General features: G+C 35.8%; 27 protein-coding genes and 1 tRNA gene. 13 read left to right on the top strand and 15 right to left on the bottom strand.

The features are described 5' to 3' along the window. The first annotated feature begins 72 nt into the window (after positions 1-72). From BM212_RS06435 to BM212_RS06400, 9 genes are all read left to right on the top strand, one after another. Positions 73-489 (top strand): hypothetical protein, encoded by a 417-nt coding sequence (locus BM212_RS06435; RefSeq protein ID WP_177206370.1) that lies wholly within the window; start codon positions 73-75, stop codon positions 487-489. A 69-nt stretch (positions 490-558) separates the two neighbouring features. Beyond that, complete coding sequence (locus tag BM212_RS06430; RefSeq protein WP_091897398.1) at positions 559-1932, top strand: type IV secretory system conjugative DNA transfer family protein; 1374 nt, start codon at positions 559-561, stop codon at positions 1930-1932. A 229-nt stretch (positions 1933-2161) separates the two neighbouring features. After that, entirely contained in the window at positions 2162-2665 is a 504-nt protein-coding gene (locus BM212_RS06425) for a hypothetical protein (RefSeq protein ID WP_218149692.1), read from the top strand. Beyond that, positions 2658-2819 carry a replication initiation factor domain-containing protein gene (locus tag BM212_RS12420; RefSeq protein WP_143744916.1) on the top strand — a complete coding sequence of 54 codons (162 nt, stop codon included), beginning with the start codon at positions 2658-2660 and terminating at the stop codon, positions 2817-2819. The genes BM212_RS06425 and BM212_RS12420 overlap by 8 nt, the downstream gene beginning before the upstream one ends. A 6-nt stretch (positions 2820-2825) precedes the next feature. Then, positions 2826-3332 carry a hypothetical protein gene (locus tag BM212_RS06420; RefSeq protein WP_091897395.1) on the top strand — a complete coding sequence of 169 codons (507 nt, stop codon included), beginning with the start codon at positions 2826-2828 and terminating at the stop codon, positions 3330-3332. Positions 3333-3351: 19 nt separating this feature from the next. After that, positions 3352-3711 carry a hypothetical protein gene (locus BM212_RS06415; protein ID WP_091897392.1) on the top strand — a complete coding sequence of 120 codons (360 nt, stop codon included), beginning with the start codon at positions 3352-3354 and terminating at the stop codon, positions 3709-3711. Positions 3712-3729: 18 nt separating this feature from the next. Next, positions 3730-4323 (top strand): hypothetical protein, encoded by a 594-nt coding sequence (locus BM212_RS06410; protein WP_091897389.1) that lies wholly within the window; start codon positions 3730-3732, stop codon positions 4321-4323. Between the two features lie 5 nt (positions 4324-4328). Beyond that, on the top strand, positions 4329-4622 hold the full coding sequence (locus BM212_RS06405; RefSeq protein ID WP_091897386.1) for a hypothetical protein: 294 nt from the start codon (positions 4329-4331) through the stop codon (positions 4620-4622). A gap of 86 nt (positions 4623-4708) precedes the next feature. Further along, positions 4709-5773 (top strand): tyrosine-type recombinase/integrase, encoded by a 1065-nt coding sequence (locus BM212_RS06400; protein ID WP_177206368.1) that lies wholly within the window; start codon positions 4709-4711, stop codon positions 5771-5773. A gap of 68 nt (positions 5774-5841) precedes the next feature. Here BM212_RS06400 and BM212_RS06395 read toward each other — a convergent pair. Further along, positions 5842-5914, bottom strand: a tRNA-Val gene (locus BM212_RS06395). 122 nt (positions 5915-6036) lie between these two features. Between BM212_RS06395 and BM212_RS06390 the strand changes: the two genes are divergently transcribed. Continuing rightward, a complete protein-coding gene (locus BM212_RS06390) occupies positions 6037-7323 on the top strand; it encodes a hydroxymethylglutaryl-CoA reductase, degradative (protein ID WP_091897380.1) in 1287 nt (428 codons plus the stop codon). A gap of 102 nt (positions 7324-7425) precedes the next feature. Here the strand turns inward: BM212_RS06390 and BM212_RS06385 are convergent, their stop codons facing one another. The 6 genes from BM212_RS06385 to BM212_RS06360 all read right to left on the bottom strand — a co-directional run bounded on the left by BM212_RS06385 (position 7426) and on the right by BM212_RS06360 (position 13569). Next, a complete protein-coding gene (locus tag BM212_RS06385; protein WP_091897377.1) occupies positions 7426-8403 on the bottom strand; it encodes an L-lactate dehydrogenase in 978 nt (325 codons plus the stop codon). Positions 8404-8531: 128 nt separating this feature from the next. Beyond that, positions 8532-9842 (bottom strand): MATE family efflux transporter, encoded by a 1311-nt coding sequence (locus tag BM212_RS06380; RefSeq protein ID WP_177206366.1) that lies wholly within the window; start codon positions 9840-9842, stop codon positions 8532-8534. 113 nt (positions 9843-9955) lie between these two features. After that, positions 9956-10771, bottom strand: coding sequence for a phosphonate ABC transporter, permease protein PhnE (gene phnE, locus BM212_RS06375; RefSeq protein WP_072693760.1), 816 nt, complete (start codon positions 10769-10771; stop codon positions 9956-9958). Between the two features lie 15 nt (positions 10772-10786). Beyond that, the gene (gene phnE / locus BM212_RS06370; RefSeq protein ID WP_198033981.1) at positions 10787-11614 is read right to left on the bottom strand and encodes a phosphonate ABC transporter, permease protein PhnE; all 828 of its coding nucleotides are present in this window, start codon (positions 11612-11614) and stop codon (positions 10787-10789) included. Positions 11615-11626: 12 nt separating this feature from the next. Next, positions 11627-12406, bottom strand: coding sequence for a phosphonate ABC transporter ATP-binding protein (gene phnC / locus BM212_RS06365; RefSeq protein WP_091897372.1), 780 nt, complete (start codon positions 12404-12406; stop codon positions 11627-11629). 104 nt (positions 12407-12510) lie between these two features. Continuing rightward, on the bottom strand, positions 12511-13569 hold the full coding sequence (locus BM212_RS06360; protein WP_072693758.1) for a phosphate/phosphite/phosphonate ABC transporter substrate-binding protein: 1059 nt from the start codon (positions 13567-13569) through the stop codon (positions 12511-12513). A gap of 368 nt (positions 13570-13937) precedes the next feature. On the opposite strand from BM212_RS06360, the gene mscL reads away from it, so the two are divergent. Beyond that, entirely contained in the window at positions 13938-14324 is a 387-nt protein-coding gene (mscL, locus tag BM212_RS06355) for a large conductance mechanosensitive channel protein MscL (protein ID WP_177206364.1), read from the top strand. A gap of 64 nt (positions 14325-14388) precedes the next feature. Here the strand turns inward: mscL and BM212_RS06350 are convergent, their stop codons facing one another. Together BM212_RS06350 and BM212_RS06345 are read right to left on the bottom strand one after the other, a co-directional pair. Further along, positions 14389-15606 carry an acetyl-CoA C-acetyltransferase gene (locus BM212_RS06350; RefSeq protein ID WP_091897369.1) on the bottom strand — a complete coding sequence of 406 codons (1218 nt, stop codon included), beginning with the start codon at positions 15604-15606 and terminating at the stop codon, positions 14389-14391. Between the two features lie 56 nt (positions 15607-15662). After that, a complete protein-coding gene (locus BM212_RS06345; RefSeq protein ID WP_091897366.1) occupies positions 15663-16829 on the bottom strand; it encodes a hydroxymethylglutaryl-CoA synthase in 1167 nt (388 codons plus the stop codon). Between the two features lie 469 nt (positions 16830-17298). Here BM212_RS06345 and BM212_RS06340 point away from each other — a divergent pair, with 469 nt between their 5' ends. After that, positions 17299-17505, top strand: coding sequence for a hypothetical protein (locus BM212_RS06340; protein ID WP_091897363.1), 207 nt, complete (start codon positions 17299-17301; stop codon positions 17503-17505). A gap of 253 nt (positions 17506-17758) precedes the next feature. On the opposite strand, the gene BM212_RS06335 is transcribed toward BM212_RS06340, so the two are convergent. The 6 genes from BM212_RS06335 to BM212_RS06310 form a co-directional block, all read right to left on the bottom strand. Continuing rightward, a complete protein-coding gene (locus tag BM212_RS06335) occupies positions 17759-18595 on the bottom strand; it encodes a DUF1129 domain-containing protein (protein ID WP_091897360.1) in 837 nt (278 codons plus the stop codon). Next, on the bottom strand, positions 18561-18923 hold the full coding sequence (locus BM212_RS06330; protein WP_072693752.1) for a PadR family transcriptional regulator: 363 nt from the start codon (positions 18921-18923) through the stop codon (positions 18561-18563). Before BM212_RS06330 ends, BM212_RS06335 begins: the two co-directional genes overlap by 35 nt. 534 nt (positions 18924-19457) lie before the next feature. Beyond that, the gene (locus BM212_RS06325) at positions 19458-20663 is read right to left on the bottom strand and encodes an ABC transporter permease (RefSeq protein ID WP_072693751.1); all 1206 of its coding nucleotides are present in this window, start codon (positions 20661-20663) and stop codon (positions 19458-19460) included. Positions 20664-20667: 4 nt separating this feature from the next. Continuing rightward, entirely contained in the window at positions 20668-21342 is a 675-nt protein-coding gene (locus BM212_RS06320) for an ABC transporter ATP-binding protein (RefSeq protein WP_072693750.1), read from the bottom strand. Continuing rightward, positions 21335-22567 carry an efflux RND transporter periplasmic adaptor subunit gene (locus BM212_RS06315; protein ID WP_091897356.1) on the bottom strand — a complete coding sequence of 411 codons (1233 nt, stop codon included), beginning with the start codon at positions 22565-22567 and terminating at the stop codon, positions 21335-21337. The genes BM212_RS06320 and BM212_RS06315 overlap by 8 nt, the downstream gene beginning before the upstream one ends. 20 nt (positions 22568-22587) lie before the next feature. Further along, positions 22588-23133 (bottom strand): hypothetical protein, encoded by a 546-nt coding sequence (locus BM212_RS06310; RefSeq protein ID WP_091897353.1) that lies wholly within the window; start codon positions 23131-23133, stop codon positions 22588-22590. Between the two features lie 948 nt (positions 23134-24081). Here BM212_RS06310 and BM212_RS06305 point away from each other — a divergent pair. Continuing rightward, the gene (locus tag BM212_RS06305; RefSeq protein WP_091897350.1) at positions 24082-24462 is read left to right on the top strand and encodes a YtxH domain-containing protein; all 381 of its coding nucleotides are present in this window, start codon (positions 24082-24084) and stop codon (positions 24460-24462) included. Positions 24463-24561: the final 99 nt, after the last annotated feature.

Raw genomic sequence — 24561 nt, 5'->3', positions numbered from 1 at the left:
CAGGTAGAAGAAACAAGGCGCCTTGTGAATTCTATACAAAAATACAAAAATCATGAAAGAAGGAAAAAGAAAATGGCAAGAATTCCAAATCAGTATTTATTTGTAAGTAGAGTAGTAGACACAGATCGATTGTTCGATCCAAACACAAAAAGTTATATTGTCGTCGGTGTTCGAGATGCGTTTGATTATGTTGACGGAAAAAAAACAGAAAACATTATCGGTAAAAATGTAACGGTGATGTGCACAAAAGACACCGAGGATTATGGCGAAACAAAAAAGGGTAAGAAAATTGCAAATTTGGCGTATGAACAATTTGACATCAAAGTTAGTAATACTAACTTTGAAGCTCCGAAAGGCACGCCAGTAAAAATTGAATTGGACAAACTCGAAAAAGCGGTTGGCTATGAAAATAGTTTTGGGGAACAAGTTTCCATTCTTTTTTCTGATCTAACTGTGATGCCGAAACAACCAAAACAACCAAAACAATAAAAATATTTTGTGAAGTAGGGATGATTTATTCTCTACTTCACAGATTTTTTTAGAAAGGTGGAAAAGATTTTGAGAATGACGCAAAGAAAGTTAAATGGAATTTATTTTTCTATTTGGATCGCTTTAACTTTGACGGTCGTAATTATTTTAAAAGTGGCTACACCAATTTTCAATAATCTTTTGACCGATTTAAATTTAGATTATCAATTTGATCCAACGTTAGCTATTCAAATGTCTGTAGTTCTGTTGCTACTTTCTTTATTGATTTTTTCAACAATCTGGTCAATTCGAAATCGGATTTGGAAGGGAAAAGAATCAATCAAATCATACTTTCTGATCTTGAAAATCCGAAAAGAATTGATTTTGGCTAGCTATTCAGATGACCAAAACGTAACTGAAAAAGTAGTTCGACTTCCTAAAATCAAAATCAAATTTGATGATAAACAATTGAATACTGGTCGATTGATCATTCGTGATTCAGTCGAATTTCACGAGAAATTGGAAAAAGCAACGTTTACCCCTGCTTTGAAAGGTTTCAAAGTTGAAACTGTTTATCAATCGGATGATGGCGATTGGTTCATTTTCGATTTTTATGCGACAGACTCACAAAATCAAGATGTTTTTACCGAGTTGTCTAGCTTTCTCGATTGGTCGAATCAAACTACAAATCAATATCAGATTCGATTTGATGGACGTTTATCCGCTGATTTGAAGCATATTTTACTCGTGGGAGCAACTAGAACGGGGAAAACGTACGGTTTAATAGGCTTATTGTTACAAATGATCAATAAATCAACTACTTATCATTTGTATTTTGCAGATCCGAAAAATGATCAGCTTCGAAAAATCGGTAATTGGGTCGATCCTAAAAAAACAGCAGTAACAACAGAAGAATTAATTAAATTAATTGAACAGGTTTATCAACGTTTAATTGAACGTGAAAAAGAAATGGAAAAAGCGACAGCAACTCGAATGACTGGCGATTATAGAGACGTGAAGTTAGAGCCTATTTTTCTAGTATTTGACGAGTTTTCATCTTTTATCAACGTACTTGAGTCAAAAGAAAAGAAACAGGTCTTAGGACATCTGACAGCTGTTGTTCAACGTGGCGCAGGTGCAGGCGTTTTCTTACTCTTAATTATGCAAAAGTCTGATGCGACAACGCTACCGACAGCAATTCGCTCAAATTTATTGTTGAAGATTGTTTTGGGAAACGCGACAACGACAACTTATTCGACAGCATTCGAGTCAAGTTCGGATGTGCCAATTTTTAGATTCGGGAAAGGTCAAGGGGTCTATTTGGATGACACCATGTCAAAGCCTAAATTGTTCAGTTTTCCTTATTTGAAGTTTATTGATGCTTTTGATGGCGGATCGAATGATCCAGCTCTGTTGTGGCAGAAGAACAGCTCTGATCAGCAAGCTCTGAACTCTGAGCTGTAGAACTGATCAGGGCAAAACGAAGTGGTCTGATCGGGCGTAGCCCGATCAGATTGCCTAGCGGGCGTAGCCCGCCAGTTCTCTGCTCTTGAACTCCCCTACTTCTAATAAGGGGAGTTCCACCCACAAGAAAAACCGATGTTCCATACGCCAAAAACGTTGCTACAGCAACGTTTTAACCGAAAAACAATCAATAAAAACGTTGTTCAACGTTTTTGAAAGGATGACAGCCATGTCAGTAACGCCAGACATTGATCAATTCACAATCATTTTACAACCGACCGATTTAAATTTTGAATTTGAAGAATGGGATGAACATATTGCTGATAATCTGATCAATACGTTTTTGATCAAATCAAAGCTATTGACAGTTTTCCCGAACTATCCAATTGCTGAGTCTGATGGAGGTATTCTGAAAAGCTACATCTTTGGATATGAATTGCAAAATTCTCCATTCTATTTCAGAATCGCTTATCATCCGACATACATCAAAATGGGGATTTCAATTTACTTTTCAGCGTATGCATGGGCAGAATATCGAAAAAACTATGAGACCATTTTCAATGAAAAGATTCATCTGCATACGTTTTTCCAGATGATTTCTGATGATGAATACTCATTCAGACTATCTAGAATAGATATGGCTGTCGACTTTAAAAATGAAAATGTCGATATTGCTAAAATCCATCGATCTTTAGAAAGTGGCAGAACGGAGTTTCGATATAATCATGTCTAAAGTCAAAAAACAGCAAAAATTCAAAAAGAATCAATCATCTATTAGAGATGTCAGCAAAGATTTTAATGCTCAAACACTATATGTCGGAAAAAGATCAGAAAATAACAACGCCATTTTAAGGATTTATGACAAAAAAGCTGAACAAGGAGCTTAAAAAAATATGGGGCATTTACGAGAAGAAGCCAAAGAATTAGACGACTGGGTCAGGTTTGAAGCAGAATATAAAGGGCAATATGCCCACCAATTAACTGATGTGATTAAAAAATGTCAATCTGAAACAGAGCTGAAAGACGTCATCGTTAGTTCTATTCTAGATAAATATGGTATTTATTACACCAAACCGTCAAAAAAGGGCGATGTTAATCGCCCCACACCAGAAACAAAAAAAATGATCGATTTACTGGATAAAAAGAGTTTCAGTTTTCAAACTCCGAACTCAAGAAACAGCCTACTCAACCAGACGATTGATTATTTAATTCAAAATAGCGGATTATTTCCAGCACTTTACAAAGTAAATCATCTTTTTGGCGATGGTACCGATAAAGAATTGATCGAATATTTACTCGAAACATTCAGATCCGAATTTGAGCCGAACAATGATCACATTTTTTGGGTTAATAAATACAGAAAACTTTACCAAATTGAAGGCAAACCGTGGGCAAAATAAGAGAGGAAAAGTGATCATTATGTCAAAAAAACAAGTATCAATCAGAGAACAGGCGATTCATTTAATGAACAACAAATTGGAGGATCTAGCAAAACATCCCGAAAAATATGAGTCACAGGATCAAAAAATGAAATTGATCAATGATCTGTATTCAGATGTCGCCTTCTATAAAAGCGATCCAGCCGATTATCTGATCACAGATTCTGACGGACACATCAAATGGATCGAAAATCATTTAGCTTTTGCAGAATTTGATCAACTACCTTTTGCGCTCGCAATTTTTGAAGTAATGCAGAAAGTTCATCGCTTAAAAGAAGACTTGAAAGATGATCATTTCTCGAAGACAGCAACGAATCCACTATTTAGCAAATATATTTAAACGAAAGTAGGTTTCCATATGTTATATAAAAAAGCCGAACAAAATCAACAACAGACTATCAGAAGCATCACAAAACCTAGAACTAGGAAAAAACAAAAACCGAGAGTTTTTCAAAATACTGATGAAGTGAGAGTTTGGATGAGAACAATGTTTTCATTCGCCAAAAAAATGGAAGAAGAACGTAAAAACTTTATTTTGGGTGTAAGTGATCCGAGAGAATTATATTCGAATTTTTCTTCAATCATGTACAGTTTTTATATGGCGCGGAATGCGCTTAATGGCTCAAAAGAAAAAATTGACCCCGAAACATTTCAATTTTTAACATATGTGTTGAATCGAATTAACGGCGAATATATGGCTTACCAAATCAAGACAGCATTGCCAAACGGATCTTATTATCCTACTAGACCCGATTTCGAAGACGATTTACAAGAGTTTTTGATAACGGTCATGAAGCACGTTCGATACACCCTTTTCGTCGAAAAAAACGAATGTGATGCGTTTTGCGATGGTGACGATTGGGCAAAGTCTGCACATTATCACGCTCCTGCCGATAACGAAGCTGGCTACATCGATAAAAAATATAATCATTTTAAAAAGAAAGGAAAATGAAAATTATGCAAACAGAAAAACAACTGATCAATATCGAAATCGATCACGATCAAATCGAAACAATCATCTTAGAAAACATCCAACAACATCTATCAAACATCGACAATAACAAGCTTTTCTATACAATGGAAGATTTACAGGAAATTACAGGAATGTCAAAAGGATTTATCGAAATCAGATTTTTCCATGATCCCCGATTCGAAAAAATCCGAAGAAAAGTGGGTAGAAAATGGCTGTTTCCAGTCAGTCAAACTCGTTCTTTTTTAAATGAATGGATCAACGAGCAACCCAACGATTGATTGAACTGAATAGAGCAATCATATATACTCAATTTGTATGTATGATTGTTTTTTCTTTTTGCTCAAACAGAAAGGAAGAACAAAAAATGTCAATAGAACAAAAAACCGTAAAATCAGGAAAAAGATACAGAGCAAATGTCTATATTAATAATCAAAGAGCAACAGGAAGTTGGCACAAACACAAAAAAAGAGCCGAACAAGATGAAGTCGAGTTCAAACATCAGATCTATTCGGGATCTTACTTCAAAGAAACCGATAAGACTTTTGATGAATGCGCTGAAATCTACTTCAAATTGATCGCACCAAAGAAGATGAAGCCTACGACTATCCACATCGAAAAACTCTATTATAATAAGCATATCAGCCCTGTTTTCGGTCATAGAAAAATCGTCTCAATCAAGTCGTATGAAGTCCAAAAACTCTGGACAGAAAAAGAAGAATCGCTTTCATCATCGACGATCAGTCGTCTTCACAATTTGATGAATAAAGTTTTCAAGCTTTTCATTAAGTGGGATGAAATCAAGAAAAACCCGATGATCAACGTAGAAAAACCACGTGTCAGATACCAAAAAACAAGTATCTGGAATAAAGACGAAATGAAGCGATTTTTAGAGCATTCTAAAGCGTTTAACGCTTATATAGTGTTCTGGCTTGCATTGAATACAGGATTGAGACAAGGCGAAATATTAGCCCTTCATTGGTCAGATATCGACTTTGATAAACAAGAAATTTATGTAAGATACAATTTAGATCGGATGACGAAAAAAAGAGGAACCCTTAAAACGGATTCCTCTGAACGCACTATCTATTTAACTAATTCCCAAATTAGTATACTGAAAAAACATAAGAAAAATCAAGTGTTCAAAACCGATATCGTCTGTACGTCCGAAGCTGGCACATATATTGACCCTAGGAACATCCGAAGAACGATGCAAATCATCTGCAAGCAAGCTGACCTGAAATTAATCAGATTTCACGATTTAAGGCACACACACGGAACCTTGTTTTTACAAGTCACGAAAGACGTGAAAGCGACACAACAACGATTAGGACATGCTGACGTTCGAATGACACTGGATCGATACGTTCATCATTCTGATATTGCACAAAAACAGACGTCTGAATTATTCTCGAATTTTATCGATGACTAACTCGTCACTGATTCGTCATCGGAAAATAGAGAAATAAAAAAACAGGCTGTAAAAGCCTGTCATATCAATGGTTCCTACTGGGCTCGAACCAGCGACCCCTACCTTGTCGAGGTAGTGCTCTCCCAACTGAGCTAAGGAACCTTAACACTTTTACTATTATCCTTATTTTTCTAAGCGTTGTCAAGTCGATTCAGGTTTTAGCTTCCTTTTTTCATTCTAGTCCTTCATAATATAGTTAGGAATACCAAGAGAGGAAATCAGGAATGAATACAGAATATTTAGCTAAGTTTTATAAAAAAACATACACAGAAAAAATCGATGCTCTGGTTAAAGCAGAATTATTAACCGAATTACAAGCTGACAACTTAAAAAACGAAGGTGGTGATTTAGGCCAAGACATCGGTGAGCATATGATCGAGAATTATATCGGAAATTATTCTTTACCATTGGGTGTGGCGATGAATTTTCTAATTGATAATCAAGAGACAGTGGTGCCGATGGCTATTGAAGAACCCTCTGTCATTGCGGCAGCAAGTTTCGCTGCCAAAATCATTGGATCTGCTGGCGGATTTACCACAGTAGTCTCTGAACGGATGATGATTGGACAAGTAACCTTAAAAGACGTCGCTGACCCTTCAACTGCTATCAAAAAAATTAAAAATTCCAGGCAAGAAATTCTGGACCAGGCAAACGAAGCCCATCCTTCCATAGTAAAACGTGGTGGTGGTGCTAAGGACCTTTCTGTTCGTCTTCTAGAATCAGATACATCTGAAAATATCCCATCCTTTTTGGTGGTCCATTTACACATTGATACGCAAGAAGCAATGGGTGCCAATATTGTGAATACCATGATGGAAGGCATCGCTCCTTACATCGAAGAGTTAACTGGTGGAACAGCATTATTGCGTATTTTATCTAACTACGCCACCGAATGTACAGCAACTGCTACTTGTACAATCCCCAGTTACAAATTGAAGACTACAAATTTTTCAGGAGAAGAAGTACGCGATAGAATCGTAGAAGCTGCTCAAGTGGCATGGGTAGATCCTTACCGGGCGGTTACCCATAATAAAGGGATTATGAATGGTATAGATGCCGTTGTTGTCGCAAGCGGAAATGACTGGCGGGCAATCGAAGCAGGTATTCATGCTTATGCAGCTCGTTCCGGTCAATATCGTGCTCTATCAAAGTGGCATACAAACGAAAAGGGAGATTTAGTTGGTACATTAACCTTACCTCTACCTATTGGAACAGTTGGCGGATCAATTAGCATTCACCCTGCCGCGAAACTTTCAAGAACCCTTTTACAAGAACCTGATGCAAAACGATTGGAAAGCATTCTAGTATCTGTAGGTTTAGCACAGAATTTCGCAGCTATCCGCGCGCTCGTCACTGACGGAATTCAAAAAGGACATATGGGATTACATGCCCGTTCACTGGCAATCAGTGCTGGTGCAAAAGGCGCACAAGTAGAGAAAATTGCAGAAGCTCTGAAAAAAGCGCCTCATATGAACCTGCAGACCGCAAAAGATTATTTAAGTAAACTTTAGACTTTTAATAAAAATCAACTTATTTTATTTTTTCAGATAGACTCAAAGCCTTCTCATAACGTATTAATTACTGTTATGGAAGGCTTTTTCTTATATATATAGTCAGGAGATAGACTTTATCCCTGCTCCTACTGAACTCATTATATTTTGAATATACGCTGCAGATTCACGCAGCATTTTTTCTTCTTCCTCATCTAAGATGATTTCTAGTTGCTTTTCAATTCCATTTCTGCCAATAATACATGGCATACTCAAAGTCACATTTCCATTATATCCATACTGTCCTCTTAGTGTAGTAGATACGGGATAAACACTTCTTTCGTCCAGCATAACGGCTTTAACTAGCGTGGTGACCGCTTGAGCAATTCCGGCATTTGTCCATCCTTTTCCGTTAAAAACATCATACGCTGCCTGAACTACTTGATTTTTTATACTAACTTGATCAATTTCAGTACTTTCAAAAAGATCCTTCCACTCACTCATTTTAAACCCCTGTATGTTAGCTCTACTCAATACGGGAAAAGCTGTCATTCCATGCTCTCCCATCATATAAGCCGTTATACTTTTAGGATCAATATTGTACTTGTCCGCTAATATTCTTTTTAATCTAGCTGTATCCAGCATTGTTCCTGTTCCAAAAATTTTCCCAGCTGGATAATCAAATTCATTTTCTGCAATATGTACTATTGTATCTACAGGATTGGTAATAAAAATTAATACAGCATTATTTGTATGAGCAACAATATTTGCCATAATCTCTCTAATGATCTTCGCACTATTTTCAGCTAGCAAAGCCCGATCCGGCATTTTTTCCTCTTCAGATGGCACTATACTGGCACCAGCTGAAACAATAACAAGATCTGAATCTGCACAATCTTGATAAGTTCCAGAAAAGACTTTTGTATTCGGCATAAAAGTAAAAGGATTAGCATGCAGCTGATCTAACGCTTCACCTTTAGATATATTTTCATTGCTATCAATTAATGCAATTTCTGAAAACAGTCCTAATTTCATTATATCTGATAATACATAAGAACCAACATGACCAATACCAATTATTGTTAATTTTTGCTTATTCATATACCCGTCCTCCTATAAAACTTTATAGCTACTATACAGGATACAACTCCATAAACCAAGATTTTCTATGTTAAAAAACAATCAGACTCACTTGACCATCTGATTGTTTTTTTTCACAAATTACTGAATTATTTAGCTTGTCTAATCCTTTTGCGAGGATTCATCTTTATAACGATCCATAATACCACGATTGCTTCAGCTGCTACATAAGACATCCAAACTCCATTCATTCCCCACAGATAACTAAACAATAAAACTATCGGAATGATAATAACGCCACCTCTAAGCAATGAGAAGAATAAAGCAAGTCTAGGCTGATCAGTCGCACTAAAATATGTTGTGGATATCGTATTGATCCCTGCAAAAAAGAAACCAACAAAATAGACAATTAGCCCAGTTGCTGCCATTTCAGCTACATGGGTGCTTTGATCGCTATTAAAAGCGGCTATGATTCCTGATTTAAATAAAAGTGTCGTCAAATAGACCGTTGCACTAATCACCAAAGCCGTTATTATAGATAATGTCAAAACATGCTTTATTTTACTCAAGTCGCGCTTGCCATAGCTATCGCTTAATAAAGGTTGAGCTCCCTGAGCTACGCCTGTAAATAATGACAATACTACAAAAGAAATATTTGCTACGATACCATATGCCGCTAAGCCCAGATTTCCTTCAAGTGAGAAAATAATTGTATTAAATAAAAATAAAACTACCGCTGAAGCAATTTCATTAATAAATCCTGTAGCCCCCAAGTAACAGATATCTTTAAGCACAATCCAGTTTAATTTCTGAAAAACAAATTTCAGCTGATTTATAGCACGTTTAAAATGAATAGACAGCACTGCAATACTACTGATTGGTGCTATACAAGTCGCCAAAGCAGCTCCAAACATTCCCATATCTAACGGAAATATAAAGATATAATCCAATAAAATATTCAAAAAACTTCCTATCATCATGCCCGACATAGCAAGTGATGGGTCACCATCATTTCTAACAAATGACTGAAGTGTATTGTTTAAAATAAAAAACGGAGAAAAAAAGAGTATCGTCTGTAGATAAATAGAGGTGCTGGCAAGTGTCTCGTTATTCGCGCCTAAACTGCGTGCAATTAGACCTGAGCCAAATAATCCAAATACTAAAAAAACACCTCCGATAATCACTCCAAATATAAGAGATTGTGCATACACTTTTTGTGCTGTTTTTATTTTCTTTTGTGCACTTAAAATACTATATCTTGAAGCTCCTCCCAAACCCAGCATCAGCCCTATTCCATTGATCACCCCATATGCTGGTATGCTTAAATTCAAAGAAGCGATCCCATTAGATCCTAATGCCTGGGCAATGAAAAAAGTATCTGCTAATATATACAGAGATATTCCTACCATTCCCAATACATTCAAGCTTACATACTTAAAAAACAACTTGTTGATTCCCATGCAACTCCTCCAAAACATGCTTCTAATAAATCCTCTTCGTATGTACTGCCTAGTTCAATATAATAAAAAGCTGCACCTCATTCAAGATGCAACTTCTCGACTTACTTCAGCTATTAGTTTGTTCCACTTACTAGTCTTGATCTTAATTTGTTTGATATCACTTCAACAACCAGAATTAAGATTACTAATCCAATAAGTATAGCTCCGACCTGATTCCATCGGTATGATCTCATGGCAAAAATCAATGGTGCTCCAATTCCTCCAGCTCCAACTAATCCTAAAATAGTCGCATCCCTGAGATTCATATCGAATCGATAAATCGTAGTAGATAAGAAACTTGAGAAGAGTTGCGGCAAAATACCATAACGGATTTTCTCATAAGTCGTACACCCCATAGAAGTCATCGCTTCCAGTACTCCACGGTCTAAGTTTTCAATGACATCAACATACAACCTGGAAATCATCCCAATAGACGTAATTGACATTGTCAAAACCCCCGCATAAGCTCCAGGACCGGTTACACGAATAAACATAATCCCATAAACTAGAGAAGGAATTGTACGAATAAAAATTACAAACAACCTGGTAATATAAGCTACTGGTCCACTTACAACACTCGGTGCCATCAAAAAAGAAATTGGAATAGCTAACAAGGACCCGAAAATTGTTCCTAAAAAGGCAATCGCAATCGTTTCATATAGTAAATATGCAACACCTTGGCTAGAAAAGTCAAATAAGAATTCTAAATCCGGTGCTACAATACCTTTAACGATGTTTACAGCTAAACCCGTTCCTTTTTTATCTAATCCAGTGACATCTACACCAAGGAATGACCAGATCAGAAGAGCTAATACAATTACGGTAATAGTTGTAAAATAAAGTTTACGATTAGGTGCTTTACCCATTTGTGTTCGAATTGCTTCGTTCATTTTTACTCTCCCTCTCTAAGATAGTTTGCGTCTGAAATATTCACTGACTCTTTCAATAATGAATACAACGACCATCAAAACCAGCAAGACCATTCCTACACTTGGGTAGTCTCTCCAGCCTAATCTCTCATTTAATACCAATCCAATACCTCCAGCGCCTACATATCCTAAGATAGCAGCATATCTAACATTTCCTTCAAAAGCATATAAAGAAACAGATAGATAAGTAGGTAGAACCTCCGGAACAATGGCATATCTAAAGGCTTCTACTTTAGACAAACCCATAGATTCATGCGCTTCAAAAGCACCCATATCCACATTTTCAATATGCTCATACATTAATTTACCAACATAAGAGGCTGAAAATATAAGGATAGCTAATGTTCCTGCCATAGTCCCCAAACCGAACAGAAATGTAAAAATCAATGCCAAAACCAAAGTCGGTAAAGTTCTTAAAATACTTAGAAACAGTTTGAAAAATCCATTAAGCAACCTGTTTTTTATAACATTGCTAGAAGATAACAACGCTAGAGGAATTGCAAACAAAGCTCCTATAAGAGAACCTAATAAAGACATTTGGATAGTATCAAAAAGTGGGGCCCAAATATTAGAAATGAATCCAAAATTAGGCGGGAACATACTCAAAATAATAACAAAGAACTGACTTCCTCGTGTAAAGATTAGTGAAAGATCTACTCCAGTAGCTTGAAAAGAAGCATATATAGCTAAGAATATCAGAATCAGTATTAACGGAGTTTTTGAAGCCCTTTGTTTGACTGTCTTGCCATTTTCTAATGTATAAGTTGTTGGTTTAAATATCTTATCATAGATTGTTTCTTTCAATCTGCACCCTCCTTACACTTCTGCTTCTTCAGAATCATTCATATGCGGTACTTCTGTGATACTTCCGTAAATGTTATTTAACACTTCTTGATTAACATCTTCAGATTTACCGTCATATACTATTTCACCTTTGCGAATTCCTATTACACGATCTGCGTACTCTAAAGCTAATTCAACATGATGGATATTAATCAAAATAGACATTTCCATTTCTTGATTGATTCGTTTGAAATCGTCCATAACCACTTTAGCTGTTACAGGATCTAAAGAAGCTACTGGCTCATCCGCTAATATAACAGAAGGATTTTGCGCAAGCGTACGTGCTAAAGCTACACGTTGTTGTTGTCCACCAGATAGTTGGTCTACTCTATTGTAAGCTTTATCCAAAATTCCAACTTTATCCAATGCTTCCAATGCAACAATTTTTTTATCTTTTGGAAATAGCCCTAAAATCTTTCTCCACCAGGGAAGTTCTGGTACAGAAGAAACAAGAACATTATTAATAACACTGGTTCTAGTTACTAAATTGAATGACTGGAAAATCATGCCAATCTTACGGCGGAAAGTACGGATTTGTTTTCCTTTTAAGTTACTTACATCTACACCATTGACATTAAGGGTTCCCTCGTTAATATCATGCATACGATTGATGCAGCGAATTAAAGTAGACTTACCCGCTCCAGATAATCCGATAATCGCAACAAATTCACCTTGTTCAATCTTCAAATTCACATCTTTTAATGCAGTAACCCCATTCGGATAGGTTTTATTTACATTAATAAATTCGATCATAATTCACTTTGTCCTTTCTAAGACATACTCAAAAAGAAAGCCAGGAGAAAAAAACTCCCAGCTTGTTCTTTAGTTTATTGAGTATTAAGTTTGATTAATTTATATTAGTTTGTTAAATCTCTTAAGATTTGTTGAGCTTCACGTTCAACATCATAGTCAGAACTTTCAGATTTTTCATATCCTTCATGAGAATAGATGGAAATAATTTCTTTTCCTTCTTCAGTTCCAGCGATATTGATAAATGCATCTTGCAATGCTGCTTTTAAATCATCATCCATAATTTCAGAATTTTTACTTACACTGATTGTATCATTGTAAATTCCAGGTGTTACACCAATAACATCTGTCTGATCCCAGATACTTGCAGTACCACCAAAAGTATCTTCCCAGTCTTCAACATAATCGCGGCGGGCATCAGCGTACATTACTGCTACATCTGCTTGTTCTGTTGCTAGACGAGAAACTGAAGTACCATAAGAATCAGCTTGAGAGATTTGACTCAAGTCAGATAATGATTTGTCATAATTTTCTTGTAAAAAGATCGTTGGATATATATATCCAGCTGATGAAGATGAACTCATAACACTCCAAGAAGCTGAATCCAAGTCTTCCCATGTTAATTCTTCGCCATTATTAACTTTGTCTGCAAGTTCGCGTCCTTTTTCAGAAGGTCCTGCCACCATGATTGAACGATAGTACGTTACTTGTTCATCAGTTGGTTCAGTTGGTTTATTAGCGTTCCATTCTGCAGGATCTTCAGAGTCATTACTCAATCCTGCACGAGTTGCTGTCAGAATTACTTCAGCTCCATCATCATACAAAACATAAGTTCCACCAGGTAAGAATCCAACATCTACAGATCCAGCAGACATTGCTTCTCCTACAGCTTCATAATCTGTTCCTACATCGATTTTTACGCTATCGATATCATACCCTAATTCGGCCATTTCATCAATCAGCATTCCTTCTAGAGGTTCTGTAGCTGTTACGATTTCTTCTGGATCACGTGAAGGTACGAATTGTACTGATAGTTCATCAATCTGCACGTTTCCGTCAGTTCCTTCAGAAGCTGACTCACCACTATCGTCACTGTTTCCACAAGCTGCTAGTACAAGTGTTGATGCGAAAGTAATACCTAAACCTTTTAACCATTTTTTAGACAAAATTTTTCCTCCTAATTTTAACTAAGTATAAAACAACGGCATTCTTCAAATGTGCATATTGTAGCTCCATAAGAATAGTAACATCCGACAATACAAATGTCTACAGTATATTTTAGAAATTTTACAAAAAATACACGCCTAAAACCGAACATTAACTGTTTTTTACACAAGCAATCTTCCTTTTTACTTGGTGATTATCTGACAGCAATTTAGTATATCTTTTATTCTCCCTATCTTTCTATCAATTTTGTGTAAAGTTATCGTAAAACCAGTTCGTTCTCTTCTTATTTGCAATAGCTCCTTTCCTTCAGTAATATTAAAGACGAAAGATAGATAATTTTATTTTTTTGAAAGGAATTTTTAAAAATATGATCAAAGAGTTTAAAGAATTCATTGCTAGAGGCAATGTTATTGAGTTGGCAGTCGGTCTCGTTATGGGGCAAGCTTTTACTGCAATAGTAACTGCGCTAGTAGACAGCATTATCATGCCGCTTATTGTTGCCCTTACTGGACAAGCAAATGTAGAAAAATTAACTATGGAAATAGGTTCTGCCTCAATCAAATATGGCGCTTTTTTACAAGCCATTATTAATTTCTTCCTTATTTCAATTGCATTGTTTATTGTTGTTAAAGTCATCAATACTTTGACTAAGAAAAATAAGCCAGCTCCTGAAGATACACCTGTAAAAGCCCCAACAGTTGAAGAATATCTTGCAGAAATTCGCGATTTATTAGCTGAAAAAGCAGAAAAATAACCTGAAGAAACCAAAATAGAGGATCATCTCAATTGATGATCCTCTATTTTTATGATTATATAACTTAGTCGATATCTATATTTCTGATAATAACAGCCGCACCCATGCCGCCACCGATACATAAAGAAGCTATTCCATATTTCAAGCCTTTACGTTTTAATGTATACAGCAAAGTAACTAAAATGCGATTTCCACTTGCTCCAATGGGATGACCGAGGGAAATGGCACCACCGCTCATATTTGTTTTAGCAATTAGTGTTTCTTTGTCTATTTTGAACGCTTCAGACAATTCATGCACTACCGCTAAACTTTGAGAAGCAAAGGCTTCATTCAATTCAAATACATCTATATCACCAAAAGATAGTCCAGATTTCTTCAATGTTTGTTTAATGGCTGGAACAGATCCCATCCCCATAATCGATGGATCAACGCCGCCTTGTCCAATTGCGACAATTTCAGCTAATGGTTGAACAGATTTTTCTTGCAGATAGTCTTCTCCAACAATCAAGGTTGCACTGGCACCATCATTCAGCCCAGAAGCATTTCCAGCTGTTACCGTACCCTCTTTTTTGAACGCTGGTCTAAGTGAACTCATTTTTTCAAGATTGGCTTTACGATTAGGATATTCGTCAGTATCAACAATAACCTGTTCTTTCCTTCTAGTTGTATACTCTACAGGAACCACTTCTTCTTTAAATAAACCATTATCCAGTGCTTCGAGCGATTTTTTCTGGGAATCAAATGCAAAGGCGTCCTGATCTTCACGTGAGATTCCATACTGTTCGGCAATATTTTCCGCAGTAACCCCCATATGATAACCCTCAAAAGCATCTGTCAATCCATCATGCACCATATGGTCTATCGCCTGAAAACCTCCCATCTTGATACCAGTCCGAGCTCTGTTAGGAATAAGATAAGGGGCTTGGCTCATAGATTCTGTCCCACCAGCCACAACTGTATTATATTCTCCCGCACGAATGCCAATAAAAGCATTCATGACAGTTTTCAAGCCACTCCCACAGACCATATTTGTTCCATAAGCTGGCGTAGTTTCTGGAATACCGGCTTTGATAGAAGCTTGTCTGGAAACACCTTGACCTTGACCAGCTGAAAGAACGTTTCCTAAAGATACTTCATCTATGTCAGTTGGATCAACACCACTTTGGTTTAAAACGCCTTGGATAGCTGTTTTTCCTAAGTCAGCAGCTGAAACATCTTTCAGTGCACCAAGAAACGAACCGATTGGCGTCCGCTTTGCCCCTGCTATATATACTTTTTGCATAAAAGTATGCACTCCTTTTAGTTAGCAAAATTTTTCATTCCATCAGAATCGTCTACTTACTTTTTACTATATTCGCGAATGTTCGCACGAACACCACTTAAGATAACCGTTCCACTAGATGCTTCACTATCCAGTTCAATATCTGTTTCATCTTTAGGTAAAGATTGCTGTAAAATTTCTTCGTATTCTTTAATAGATAATTCGCGTCGATTGTTTAGTAATGCTTCATGTTCTTCTTTCAGCATATGTTCTTTATATCCAGGTTTTACAATTCCGCTGAAAAACTCACCAACAGCTCCTGAACCATAACTGAACAGACCAATACGCGCATTATCTTCTAGTAATGGTCCTTGTTCCAGTAAAGAAAGCAAACTTAAATAAAGTGATCCAGTATAAATATTCCCAACTTGCTTATTGTAAGAAATACTCGGCTCATAATATCCCATCAGACGAGCAGTATCTTCTTCTGAAGCATTTTCTGTTAAAGCTTTTAATGCTTTTTTACCCATTTTAGTATAAGGAACATGGAAACATAATGCTTCAAAGTCACTTAAATTGCGGTTGTTTCTTTCTTTATATTGACTCCAGACATCTGTTAAAAAGTTTAAATAAGCTTGGTTAGAGAATTTTCCATCTACATAAGCATAATCAGAATGCAGCGGACGCCAGAAATCGGAAATGTCTTCTGTCATGGATACACTATCTGTATCAATTGCTAGGATTTTCGGATTAGCAGACAATACCATTGCAACAGCTCCTGCTCCTTGAGTCGGCTCTCCACCAGTATTGAGTCCATATTTTGCAATATCTGTTCCCAATACAAGGACTTTGCTTTCAGGATGCAATGAAATATGACCCATAGCCATCTTGATTGCGGCAGTAGCACTATAACAAGCTTGTTTTAATTCAACTGAACGAGCATATTTTTGAATACCCGTTAAATGATGGACCCAAACTGCACCTGATTTTGAGTGATCTACCCCTGATTCTGTTCCAAACAAGACAAAATCAATTGCATCTCTATCTTCTTCATCTAACACTTCAAGCGCTGCATTGGCTGCCATTGATACTGCATCTTGTGACAAAGGCGCTACTGCCATTTTTTCTTGTCCGATTCCAATCGTATATTTAGCTGGTTCCACTCCTCTAGCTTCAGCTAACTTTTCCATATCTATATATACATCCGGTGTATAAAACCCTATTTTATCAATTCCAATTTCCAAATCATCGTCCTCCTATAATATACACTCACAAAAACGTTTCTATTATCTTAATTACATTATAAATGACCTTCCTAAAAAAAGAGTTAAGATATGTACGATCATCTATAAAATGATCGGTTACGTTCCCAGCAGGCATATTTCTTCAATAGAATCGTACCACATGACTTAAAACTCGCCTGTGCTATATGCTCAAAAAAGGATAGAATAACGTATGGTGTCAATAAAAAGGGTGAACACTAACTGATAATTTGTTTACTTATGCAAATAATCAAGGACTGTAAAGGAACACCTCATTTGCTTAGTTTCTGTAAATGAGGTGTTCCTTTTAACATTATATTTTTGCAATAAATGCAAAGATTATCATAATTTTTGCGTTAAAATAAGAAGCAACGATTTGTTGCTTTATTCTATTCAAATTAAATCGTATACTTTTTATGTAAGTAATATCAAAAAGTGAGGAGAATGAAAAATGAAAAAAGGCTTAGTATTAACAATAGAAATCATTATGAGTATAGCATTATTAATTGTCCCTTTTATCGGTGACTACATAACTAATCAAACTAGTGCTATTGGATCTTATTATATTGCATTTTTTATTGTGACTTGTATATCTGTTGCTCTTTTCATACTTATGATTGGATTCTCTATTATCAAGTTTATTCAAATTAAACAATAAAAGAATCTTGGACAAAACTAGCCAAAAATAAAAACACCGTTAAATCGAGGAATTTTAACCCTAGATTTGACGGTGTTTCTACTTGTCTAGATTTACAAGTTTTTGTTAAAAGGAGACTTTTGTCTCAACCTCTTTATTTTCAACTTAAAAGTTTATTCCAGTATTTAAGTATAATGGTTTATAGTAATTAGTTGTATGTGAAGCACCAATATTTATAGAAGCTGACTGATATAATCCTTTTAAAGATACTCTTTTAGTCAACATCCATCTTTTTAATCGCATAGAAACCGATTAGATAATTAATGATTAGTCCCAATATCACTCCGGTAACCACGACTACTTTACCATTTGAAGATTGAACCCAATCTGAACTTGCAGGAAAATAGTTCAAGAAAGCTAAAAGAACGAATAACCAAATAATGGGTAAAAAACCAGACCATAATAGTCTTTCTCCTTTTGGAAGGCTATAAACTTTCCATGTTACCCCTACGGAGGCTAGTGTTATCATTCCTAAAGCAGCTTCTTTAGGCAAAACAATTGTCCATGCCTCCGAAATGAAATAAGGGGATGCAATAAAGATCCCTATTACTCCTACAAAGGTTGCACCGAATAGTAAAATTTCCAACTTAGTAGTTGTTTTTTCTTTCTCAAATGTGCTTTTTTTCAAAATAGATAAACAAATAATTACTCCTGCACCTATCGTTACGGAATGAACGATTAACTGAAGTAGATTGATTTTATACTGGTCAGCAGATAAATTAGAAAGAATGGAGAAAAAAATTGAAATCCCAAATACTAGTCCCAATATTTTTAGCCCATCTAACCAATTGATTGGAACATTTGAAAGTATCTCATCTGCCGTTGCTTTAGGTTCTTGACCAAAATACTCTTTTGCAGAAATACCATCTTTTTGAGCAGAAATCATATCTTGTAAGATTTCCAGTAATTTTGACTCTATATCTTCCTCATCTTTTAACCAGTCTCTTAACCTCATATAAATTAGTATTTCTTCATAGTACGTTTTATTCTCCGTGTTCAACTGCTCTCTCAATTCATTATTTTGCTGGATCATTTCCTGCGTTTTTGTCATCTTTTTTTCCTCCTTTGTCTATCAAGTTATGGACGCTAGATTCCAACTCCTGCCAGTTCTGAATAAATTCTTGGCAGTATTCTTTTCCTTTAGGTGTAATCTGATAATACTTACGGTCTGGTCCGTCTTTAGATGGCTTTTTGACGCTAGTTGTCAATTCATTCTTTTCAAGCTTTTGTAGTAATGGATAGACTGTTCCTCCGACAATATCTGTAAATCCCGAAAGCTTTAACTGCTGGACTAACTCGTATCCATAGACTTCTTTTTCCTGGATGATCAGTAGCACACATCCTTCAAGCACACCTTTTAATAACTGCGTTTTTTTCAATTTGTCACCTCTGTTCAGATTACGGAATCTAAGTTGTAATACATACTAGTTAATTATAGAGTACCTCACTCCCACTAGTTTGTAAAGCATACTAGTTAAATAAAAAAGAATCGAATAATCCATTTCATAATTATTCGATCTTTTTCAAATGGTTACTTGGTTTCAGCTGAATTTAAATCAGTACGCTTAATCAATTTTACTAAATGGACATCCATACAAAAGACTTTTCTCAAAAAGTGAAATACTTTAACTTAAACAAATAATTACTTATTCATTTGCTGCTTGCTTATTCTTACTTTTACCATAAAAATATCGAATAGAGTTGATCACAATATAACTAATTGGATAAATCACTACATACGTTAAGACCAACAAATCAGGATACTCATGTAAGATCAGTAAAAACATAAGAACGACAAACAAAAAGGTTAGCTGTTTGGTTTGGTTTTTAAGATCCCTAGAAAATTGATTGACTAGAAAACGAATATAAGCCTCATTCAGAATTCCCCTTTTTCTCTATCTAGTTTTTCAAGGTTAAAGGATATCAATAATTTCTTTCTTACTTGCTGCATTTGCTGGTGCATAACTGAAAATCAATCCCACTAGTGCGGAAACACCAATCGAAACAAGAATTGTAAATAGATCTAATCCAGTAGAAAACGGTAAAAAGAATGAAGCAATAGAAGAGAATAACCAGCCAAATAAATAGCCGAATATTCCACCAATACTTGTCATCATAACACCTTCTAGTACAAATTGAGCTCGAATACTCTTTTGAGAAGCTCCAAGAGCTCGACGGATACCAATCTCTTTTGTTCGTTCGGATACTGAAATATACATCATATTCATAACGCCGATTCCGGCAATAAATAAGGAGATTCCAGCAACGCTTGCGATAAATAGCGTAATTCCTCTCAGAACTTGAGACAACCCATCATCTAAAGCAGACATATCAAAATGAGTATAGGTTCCTCTATCTCTCATTGTACCTTCTTCTTCTAATAGTGACACACTCTCTTCTGCAACATCTGAAGGAAGAGAGCCTCTGGCAACTGTTATACTAATCTGATCTTCAATGGTATCCTCTTCATGATAGCGATTATAACTGCTTTTTGGAATTTCAATCTCTTGCGGTAGAAACCCAGCGAGAATACCCGAAGCGTCAACATCCCCTTCTGATACTCCAACGATTGTATACAGCTGATCCCCAAGCGATACCCCTTTCCCTAAAGCTGCTTCTTCTGATGCATATTGGCTCTCGATAAGCGAATAAGGTACCACAACAACTCGGTTTTCTCTTTCGTTATCGATAGAATCAAGTGATCTTCCTGCTACGACAGGACTACCGCTGTCTTCTATTAGAGAGGCTTCCAAATAATTCTCTTCTCCGTCAATCGTAGTATCAAATGAGGCATATTCTGAATTTATGTTAATCGTCTCTACGCTTTGAACGCCATGTACATTCTCAATCATTCGCATGTCCATATCAGTAAATAGATCTTCATTCGTTTCAAGCATCCAATCTGGATCATCTGCCTGAAATTGAATATCAACGGTTAACAGTTCTCCTTCATCAGGATTCAAAGAGTCTAAAACATAGTTCTCAAATCCTCTTCCAATAGACATGATCGTACTGACCGCAGCGATTCCAATTACGATTCCGATCATTGTTAAAAAGCTTCGTTTTTTATTTTTAAGGAGTGCATTCCATGCCCCTTTAAAAAACACTAACGGGTTCATGTCTTCACCTCACTTCTTCGGTCAGTATGCCATCTTGCATATGAACCACACGGTTACAATACTTGACCGTTGTCGGGTCATGCGTAACTAAAATAATCGTAACCCCTTCTTCTTCATTCAACTGTTTGAACACATTCATAATGTCATTAGAGGTTTGCGTATCTAACGCACCAGTTGGCTCATCCGCTAAAATAAAGTCAGGATTATTTATGATTGCTCTGGCAATTGCTGCTCTCTGTTGTTGACCACCTGAGAGCTGTTTCGGCATTTTCTTTCCTTTATCTCCAATGCCCAGCTTCTCCAATAGTTCCAATACTTTACTTTTAGTCTCTCGATAATTCCATCCATCATATAACAATGGCAACTCTACATTTTCTTCAATTGTTAAAGTCTCTATTAGATTAAACTGTTGAAATACAAAACCTACGCGCTGGTTTCTAAGTTTAGACAAGTCAGCATCATTTTTAGAAGTGACAATATTCCCTTCCAGGAAGTAATTACCTTCATAATTTCGGTCAACAAACCCAATCAGATTCAATAACGTTGACTTTCCAGATCCTGATGGGCCCATAATTGCTAGAAAATCGCCTTGGTTTACTTCCATTTCAACATTTTTCAGTACGGGAATCCATTCATTATCTGCTTTATAAGATTTCCCGATTTTTTCTAACTTAATCATACATCACCATAACCTCATCCCCATCTGCTAGTTCAGGATTCGGGTCAAGCAGTACTTCTTCATCCACTTCCAATCCAGAGTCCAAAACATAGAAATTGCTTTCTTTATGGGTTTCGATTTCTCGACGCTCTACGATTCCATCAATTATTACAAAGACGATTTTTGTTCCATCTTCTTCCTCGACAACAGCAGATTGGGGAAGATAAATGGCGCCTTCACTAAATCCGACCTGAACTGAAAATCCATATTGAATGGGTTCTTCTGGTATAACTGTAAATGGATATCTTGAAGAAGTTGAGCCTTCCGCACTAGCTTGCATAGGCAGCGAACCGATTTGAGTAATTTTTCCCGGTATTTCTTTATCAGAACTCATTAAACTGATTTCTACAGGACTTTCTTCTTTGATTTTGTCATAATCATATTCAGAAACAGTGGCTTCGATTTTAACATCTTTAGATAATAAACGAACAACTGGTTCTTCACTAGATGCAAGTGTAGAAGCGTTTGTGTTAGTTACTTCAATAACACCTGAAAAATCAGCTGTAACTGTTGTGGTAATGTCTTCCCTCAACGTTTCAATCTCATATTCGATATCTTCCATTTGATCGTTCAGTTCATCTATACTCATCTCAGCACTTTCGATTGTGGCTTCTGCCTCTGCTTTATCTGACTCATACTCCATTAAATCAGTTTGTGCAGTTTCGAATCCCGCATCCATACTTTCCTCTGTTTCAGCAGGTCCTTGTGCAGTCTGGTTGCTTTTTTCTATATTTGCATTGGCTGTACTCAACGCGTCTTTGGCGTTGGCGAGTTCTGTTTCTGCTTCTGAACGACGTTCTTTTAATCGACTATACTGACGATTCTGTTCATCCAATAATTGCTGATTTTCTTCATTTGTATAAGTAAATAATTCTGTTTCCGCTTCAACTTCCTGCCCATCTTCCACAAGTACTTCAGCGATCACGCCTTTTGATGCATCGTAATACTCTTCTTGAACTTCAGAAGCTTGGACTATTCCGTCAAATAAAATCGGATCTTCTTCTCTAACGATATGTACCGAATACGTTTCTTCTGCATTACTTTCCAGATCGGAATTCTGGAAAAACTGAATAATAAAAAACAGAATCATAAGTACAATAATAATACCAACAGTAATTAAACCTTTTTTTTCACCGACCCGTTTCAACAGTGAACGAGTCGGTGAATTTTCATCTATTTTTTTCAATCTTTTTTCCCTACTTTCTATTAGCCCAACATATTTGAAGCAAGAGCATTAAAAGCTATACTCAAGACTATTCCAATTACAAGCCACGCTACTTGGACAATTGTGATTGCCTTTTTGATATGTTGCTCTTTTTCTTCACCTGAAAAGTAGAAGAATAAAAAGAGTACAGTCGTAATAATGTTGACAATTATTCCCACAATCAAGTTCTCTTGATAATTAAGTTGTTGTATCAAAAAGTTCATCACTGTTCCAATTGCAGTAGAATAAAATAAAGCTGCCCAGATATCATACTTATAGACATTTTTTTCTTTAGAAATCCATTGTGTAGGAAACTTGGTAAAAGCGTATTGTATACTCAAAACAATAAAAGCACCTATCGCTCCAACTATTCCCCCTATCACACCACCAGCAACTAAAGCCCCTGAATTTCCCTCTAGTTCTTCTAAACCAGTTGTATCCATGGTGAAAATCTGTAATGCTGCAATTCCTAAAATAACAACTGCAAAAACTGCCATTGCCACCCATGGAAACCCTTTGTTTTCACTTACCTCTACTTCTTCACTCATCTTTGTTCCTCCTTTTTAATAAATCAGCAAAGCAAAAAGATATTTTATATTTTCCACTCTTTTCACTAATTAATATTGTAACAAACAGATAATTATATAACAACGTCATTTTATAAGCTCCAATTTGTATAACAGGAAATTTTTAACATCAAGATTTCTAAAACATCTCCAAAAAATTAGCACTTTGCTCTTTAAGTATTCATCATACACTAAAACACATACTTTAGGGGAGCAACGCTCCGTTGCCCCCTTGGAATTCCATCTATATCAATAATAATATATAGTAATGCTCGTAATAAAAAAGTACCCGAAGTAATAAATTATTAAATTCAATCCAAAAAAACTAAGCATCTCTACTAAAATATAGATATACTCAGTTTTTTAAAATGAATTTTAAAACTAATTTTTTACTAAATTTGAAAATCACTTTGTCAGTTCCATCATAGATACTATAACAAATTTACTATATCTTCTATAGAGTCTCTCTGATAAAGATTTAAAGTATTGCAGTGCTGAGAAGGATATTGAAATGAACAGTAATATTATGGATTTGTATTTTGAAGAAATCAAAAAGCTTCTGATCAAATTTGTCATCCACCTGAATAAATAATTGATCATTTTTTACTGTGGAAATTTTGAAATATTCGACTCGAAAATAAAGAGACTTAAGCTTTAATGAAAACTTAATCAATACATTATTATGTTGGGAAATTTCTGCTTCATTATGCGCAGGCTTTTCTCCGCACCTTATTTAACAATAAGGATCTATAAGTATAATACTAATAATAAAATATATTTTTTTGTAAAAATTTGATATATACTTGACTTCATATTAATCATCTTCAAACTATATCAATTTTCATAAGTGTTTCTCGTTTTAAAAAGTAAACATTTTCGTTATAATGAAGGGAAAGAAAGATTCAAACTTAATATTAGGAGGAAATAATTATGAAATTTATTAAAGGCGCTATCTTTGGTGCAGCATTAGCAATATTATTCGCACCTAAAAGTGGTAAAGAAACACGAAATGATATTTCAAAAAAATTCGGTGAAAAGAAAGAAATGGCAAGCGATTATGCAGATATGGCGAAAGCTAAGTCTGAAGAAGTGTCACATGCAGCAAGTGAAGCATCGGATAATATCAAAATCACTTTAGCTAAAACAGCTAAAGACTTAAAAGAACAATTACATTCTGCTTCTGAAGAAATCAAAAACGAAACAATGAGTGCTGAAGCTGACGTTGCCCGTACAGCTAAAGAAGCTAAGGATGAAGTATCAAACAAATCTAATAATAATAACAACAATACACCGAAAAACAAAAATATGTAAGTTCAATCGAGTAGGAGACAAGCCATTAATTGACTTGTCGACCTCTCACACCACCGTACGTACGGTTCCGTATACGGCGGTTCAATATCTTTTGTAAGC

The sequence above is a fragment of the Marinilactibacillus piezotolerans genome (genome assembly GCF_900114235.1).
Classification (GTDB): Bacteria; Bacillota; Bacilli; order Lactobacillales; family Carnobacteriaceae_A; genus Marinilactibacillus; species Marinilactibacillus piezotolerans.
This window is presented reverse-complemented; position numbering and strand designations above follow the sequence as displayed.

Excerpts from the sequence above, each read along its gene's own strand:
- BM212_RS06435 (WP_177206370.1), top strand. The coding sequence starts at position 73 with ATGGCAAGAATTCCAAATCAGTATTTATTTGTAAGTAGAGTAGTAGAC.
- BM212_RS06425 (WP_218149692.1), top strand. The coding sequence starts at position 2,162 with ATGTCAGTAACGCCAGACATTGATCAATTCACAATCATTTTACAACCG.
- BM212_RS12420 (WP_143744916.1), top strand. The coding sequence starts at position 2,658 with ATGTCTAAAGTCAAAAAACAGCAAAAATTCAAAAAGAATCAATCATCT.
- BM212_RS06420 (WP_091897395.1), top strand. The coding sequence starts at position 2,826 with ATGGGGCATTTACGAGAAGAAGCCAAAGAATTAGACGACTGGGTCAGG.
- BM212_RS06415 (WP_091897392.1), top strand. The coding sequence starts at position 3,352 with ATGTCAAAAAAACAAGTATCAATCAGAGAACAGGCGATTCATTTAATG.
- BM212_RS06410 (WP_091897389.1), top strand. The coding sequence starts at position 3,730 with ATGTTATATAAAAAAGCCGAACAAAATCAACAACAGACTATCAGAAGC.
- BM212_RS06405 (WP_091897386.1), top strand. The coding sequence starts at position 4,329 with ATGCAAACAGAAAAACAACTGATCAATATCGAAATCGATCACGATCAA.
- BM212_RS06400 (WP_177206368.1), top strand. The coding sequence starts at position 4,709 with ATGTCAATAGAACAAAAAACCGTAAAATCAGGAAAAAGATACAGAGCA.
- BM212_RS06390 (WP_091897380.1), top strand. The coding sequence starts at position 6,037 with ATGAATACAGAATATTTAGCTAAGTTTTATAAAAAAACATACACAGAA.
- BM212_RS06385 (WP_091897377.1), bottom strand. The coding sequence starts at position 8,403 with ATGAATAAGCAAAAATTAACAATAATTGGTATTGGTCATGTTGGTTCT.
- BM212_RS06380 (WP_177206366.1), bottom strand. The coding sequence starts at position 9,842 with ATGGGAATCAACAAGTTGTTTTTTAAGTATGTAAGCTTGAATGTATTG.
- phnE (WP_072693760.1), bottom strand. The coding sequence starts at position 10,771 with ATGAACGAAGCAATTCGAACACAAATGGGTAAAGCACCTAATCGTAAA.
- phnC (WP_091897372.1), bottom strand. The coding sequence starts at position 12,406 with ATGATCGAATTTATTAATGTAAATAAAACCTATCCGAATGGGGTTACT.
- mscL (WP_177206364.1), top strand. The coding sequence starts at position 13,938 with ATGATCAAAGAGTTTAAAGAATTCATTGCTAGAGGCAATGTTATTGAG.
- BM212_RS06350 (WP_091897369.1), bottom strand. The coding sequence starts at position 15,606 with ATGCAAAAAGTATATATAGCAGGGGCAAAGCGGACGCCAATCGGTTCG.
- BM212_RS06340 (WP_091897363.1), top strand. The coding sequence starts at position 17,299 with ATGAAAAAAGGCTTAGTATTAACAATAGAAATCATTATGAGTATAGCA.
- BM212_RS06335 (WP_091897360.1), bottom strand. The coding sequence starts at position 18,595 with ATGACAAAAACGCAGGAAATGATCCAGCAAAATAATGAATTGAGAGAG.
- BM212_RS06325 (WP_072693751.1), bottom strand. The coding sequence starts at position 20,663 with ATGAACCCGTTAGTGTTTTTTAAAGGGGCATGGAATGCACTCCTTAAA.
- BM212_RS06320 (WP_072693750.1), bottom strand. The coding sequence starts at position 21,342 with ATGATTAAGTTAGAAAAAATCGGGAAATCTTATAAAGCAGATAATGAA.
- BM212_RS06310 (WP_091897353.1), bottom strand. The coding sequence starts at position 23,133 with ATGAGTGAAGAAGTAGAGGTAAGTGAAAACAAAGGGTTTCCATGGGTG.
- BM212_RS06305 (WP_091897350.1), top strand. The coding sequence starts at position 24,082 with ATGAAATTTATTAAAGGCGCTATCTTTGGTGCAGCATTAGCAATATTA.